This window comes from Fulvivirga marina (assembly GCF_016775155.1).
GTDB classification, from domain to species: Bacteria; Bacteroidota; Bacteroidia; order Cytophagales; family Cyclobacteriaceae; genus Fulvivirga; species Fulvivirga marina.
In genome coordinates, this window is the sequence record NZ_JAEUGD010000069.1 from 1 (window position 1) to 3,405 (window position 3,405).

Here is a 3,405-nt window from a genome sequence, read left to right on the forward strand (position 1 = left end):
TCAAACAACTGGACAGCCACGGGCTGCAATATCTTGGAGAAGCTAAAAAACTGGAAGACTGGGAGATCGAAAACGAAGAAGACTGGAAGAAGCGTACAGATCGTCCAGACGGTATTTTCACTTACGAACTACAACGTCCATACGGGCAGGGCAGTAACCCAACAAGCGGATTTAAGGAGTATAAAGAGCCTTCGCCTGCCCATGCTTTTGGCCTGGTGATCTACAGCCGACCGCTAAAGGATAAAGAGAAGTACAATTACTCCCTGGTGCCGGTTTTTGAGGATGCCTCGGAACCTTATAGCCAATGGAAAGCGGCCATTGAAAAGACCGCTATCCATGATGAGCTATTGGCAACCCTGAAAGCTGCAAAAAACAAACCCATAGAATCTGTCATAGAAACCCTTGGGGCATTTATACTGAACAATGCCCACGAAGACGGCAATTTGGAGTTTGTCTTTGGCAGGTATGGTATTCAGGAGTTGGGCATGGCTGCCTATGAAGCCCTGATTGGAAAGATATCTTTCCTGGATGAACTCATTATGCAACTTAAAATAGAACTGGAACTCGCATGAGAATAGAACCAAAAATTGATGTGCCTGAAGCCGAAGACATTCCGCAATTTATGAAGGTACTGGATGACCTTACAACGGGAAATAATGTCTTCCTGGTGGGTAGTGCCGGTACGGGTAAAACTACATTGGCTGAAAAAGTGACCTATTCCCTGTTTGGAAGGCATGAAAACGACGGTAAAGAACCACCGTTCATTGTGATCAACTGCAACCAGTGGACGAGTCCTATCGACTTAAAGGGCGGACAAACGATCGAAGGATATAAGGAAGGCGGCCTGATCGAAGCCTGGCGCGATGGTAAGATCCTTATCCTCGATGAAATGCCAAAACTGGATGCCAATACAGCAGGTATCCTGAATGATGCACTGGCTAAAAGTGCCAAAGAAGCTGCCATTATTTTCAACGGGAAGAACGAGCCGGTAAAAAAACATCCTATGTTCGGATGTGTTGCAACCGGAAATGTCATTGGCAAAGGGCTGAGCAGCAACTATGTCGGTAACAATGTTCAGGATTCTTCTTTGCTCGACAGGTTTAGCGGTTGTATTTATAAAATCGGTTTCAATGAGAAGCTGGAACGGCAACTTGTTTATCCGGCGGTAGCAGATATAAGCCTTAAAATCAGGAAAGCCATTCTTCGCTATGAAGGTAAAGATGCTAACGATGATGATACCGAAGACATCATGACCCTAAGGACCATGCTTAACATGCAGCGCACCTATGAGCTTGAAATGAAAAGGGAGTTGGGTATGGTCAAAAATATGCCCAACGGAAAGACCCTTAAAGATGCCCTGGAAAGTTATATCGGCACCATGAGCCGGGACAAGGCCCGGACGGTGGCCTCAGAGGTAAATCTGGAAGCCTTCTTTAACAGCTACAAAGGCAAGGCCATGCGGGATGTATTCATGATTGAATATAAACGCAGGCAAGGCTGATGCAGGAACATCAAAAACATACGGTCCATATCGGTAATGACACCTATAACTATGTGCAATTTGAAAGTGTCATTGATTTTCACCGGTTTGTAGACAGTAAAGCCGAAATGATGTCTCCGGCAAATGCAGCACGCTGGCATGAAGTGATCAGCGATACCCATTACCAGCTAAATCAGGGTACAGACTGGTATGGTGATCCACAACCTTCAAGTGTCGATGAGTTGAACAGGCACGAGCAATTTGCCGGGATGCATCTGGCCGAACAACTGCGGCCTAAGATGAGGGATCATCTCCACCCTTACCTGGAACATCTGGACAGAAAGGTACTCCCCAAACCTAAGATAACCTACAATGACCGTGGTTTAGGCATATTCTCCTTTGACCGGGCGGCTATGTCTCTGCAAAGAATGGAAAAGATAAACCTTTCCAGCCCCCTGAATAAAACCAGCAGCCAGCTCAATATTGAATTAGGCAGGACAAAGATTGTAACCACGGTTAAGAAGGCCTATGCCTGGTTTGAGAACCGCAACAGCTCCCTGCCTGCTTTGAGGCTGTACCTATTGGCCGGTGGCAATGCCTCTGTAGAGGGGAACGATATGCTCTATACCGGACTGGCCTGCAGCGAGCTGGTCGCATTTCTGGAGCAACGCAATATCCCCGTGGAAGTGAACGTGCTGGCAGGCACTTCCTTTCAGGGACAGGTGACCCTGGGGGTTGTGTGTGTAAAACGCTTTCAGGATAAAGCGGATCTCAATCAAATCCTTCTGATGAGTTCCGATCCAAGGTATTTCAGATTCAGAGGCTTCAAAGCCTTAATAGCACTTGCGGATCATTGGGACCTGATCATTCCTGATGGGCTTGGGAGAATAGAGGAAGGTATGGGTGAAGGGTTTGTGAATGCCCTGGGGGGTGATGGCTTTGTATTTGGCCAGCGCTACTCCCTGACCGATGCCGCCCGTGAAGTGAAAGAAATCATTGAACTATACAGACTTACAAAACTCAATGGAATATTCAATTAACAGCAACATCATTCATAGGATCATGAACCATGCCCGCAAGCTGACAAAGGGTTGTGGCACCCATTGTCGTGACTTCCGGATCATGACCTCTCCCATGCGAGAAGGAACACTGGTTTTGCGCTGGACAACGATCAACATAGACAATCCCGACAGGCCGTTACAATGCTACCGCTATGCCTGCTTTGACCAAAACGGTAAGCCAGAGCAATGTTCGGTGTATTATGCTGACAATGCAGAGGCCAACGAATTTTTTGAAAGCCTGAAAACACACTATCAGCAGGTTTTCTCCAACGATCATAAACTTTTGAAACATGTATAAACTCAAAAAAATAAACCCGGCAGACCTGGAGAAAATACAGGTCAGAAAACAGGATAAGATACTGGAGCTGACCGGGAGCAAATTTGACCCGGCCAAAGCTTATGAGATGGTCAGCCAGGAGACCGGCGGATTCAAACAGGAGGTTGACAAAGCCAAAGAGGCTGATGCCCTGTTTGTTCAATTATTAGAACGCGAAGGGATTGCTCTGCCGGAAGATAAACCAAAGAAGGGAGCCAGAAAAAAGTCAAACCCGGAGACGGATAACCGCAGTCGCATCCGAATACAAGAACAGGAACGTTCGCGGGCGATAGAAATCATGCAATTAAAATTTAAACTCACAGCATAACAATGGCAACAATAAAAGACCTGATAGCACTGGATTTTAGCAAGTCCGAAGCTGACAATATCAACACGCTGAAAACCGCAATCGACAAAATCATTGAGGATTACAACCAGGAGGACGATAAGGAATTCTTCGAAAAGGAGGCGGGGAAGAATATCGATGCGCTTTACACCATGGTGGAAGAATATGCCCCGGAGGCTATCGTAAAAGATGATAAAAAAAA

Annotated in this window: 6 protein-coding genes; all 6 read left to right on the plus strand. The window is 46.4% G+C overall.

Annotation, left to right across the window (positions count from 1 at the left end; all coding sequences use genetic code 11):
• Nucleotides 1-572, plus strand: a 572-nt coding sequence (locus tag JMN32_RS27170; RefSeq protein ID WP_202859576.1) for a hypothetical protein, incomplete at its 5' end; no start/stop codon positions are given.
• Nucleotides 569-1,501, plus strand: a complete 933-nt coding sequence (locus tag JMN32_RS27175) for an AAA family ATPase (RefSeq protein WP_202859577.1) — start codon at nucleotides 569-571, stop codon at nucleotides 1,499-1,501. The genes JMN32_RS27170 and JMN32_RS27175, both read left to right, overlap by 4 nt.
• On the plus strand, nucleotides 1,501-2,520 hold the full coding sequence (locus JMN32_RS27180; RefSeq protein WP_202859578.1) for a hypothetical protein: 1,020 nt from the start codon (nucleotides 1,501-1,503) through the stop codon (nucleotides 2,518-2,520). The genes JMN32_RS27175 and JMN32_RS27180 overlap by 1 nt, the downstream gene beginning before the upstream one ends.
• Nucleotides 2,504-2,839 (plus strand): hypothetical protein, encoded by a 336-nt coding sequence (locus JMN32_RS27185; protein WP_202859579.1) that lies wholly within the window; start codon nucleotides 2,504-2,506, stop codon nucleotides 2,837-2,839. The genes JMN32_RS27180 and JMN32_RS27185 overlap by 17 nt, the downstream gene beginning before the upstream one ends.
• On the plus strand, nucleotides 2,832-3,185 hold the full coding sequence (locus JMN32_RS27190; RefSeq protein ID WP_202859580.1) for a hypothetical protein: 354 nt from the start codon (nucleotides 2,832-2,834) through the stop codon (nucleotides 3,183-3,185). Before JMN32_RS27185 ends, JMN32_RS27190 begins: the two co-directional genes overlap by 8 nt.
• A gap of 2 nt (nucleotides 3,186-3,187) precedes the next feature.
• Nucleotides 3,188-3,405: hypothetical protein (locus JMN32_RS27195; RefSeq protein ID WP_202859581.1), on the plus strand; the 218-nt coding region annotated here is incomplete at its 3' end.

Excerpts from the sequence above, each read along its gene's own strand:
- JMN32_RS27190 (WP_202859580.1), top strand. The coding sequence starts at position 2,832 with ATGTATAAACTCAAAAAAATAAACCCGGCAGACCTGGAGAAAATACAG.
- JMN32_RS27175 (WP_202859577.1), top strand. The coding sequence starts at position 569 with ATGAGAATAGAACCAAAAATTGATGTGCCTGAAGCCGAAGACATTCCG.
- JMN32_RS27185 (WP_202859579.1), top strand. The coding sequence starts at position 2,504 with ATGGAATATTCAATTAACAGCAACATCATTCATAGGATCATGAACCAT.
- JMN32_RS27180 (WP_202859578.1), top strand. The coding sequence starts at position 1,501 with ATGCAGGAACATCAAAAACATACGGTCCATATCGGTAATGACACCTAT.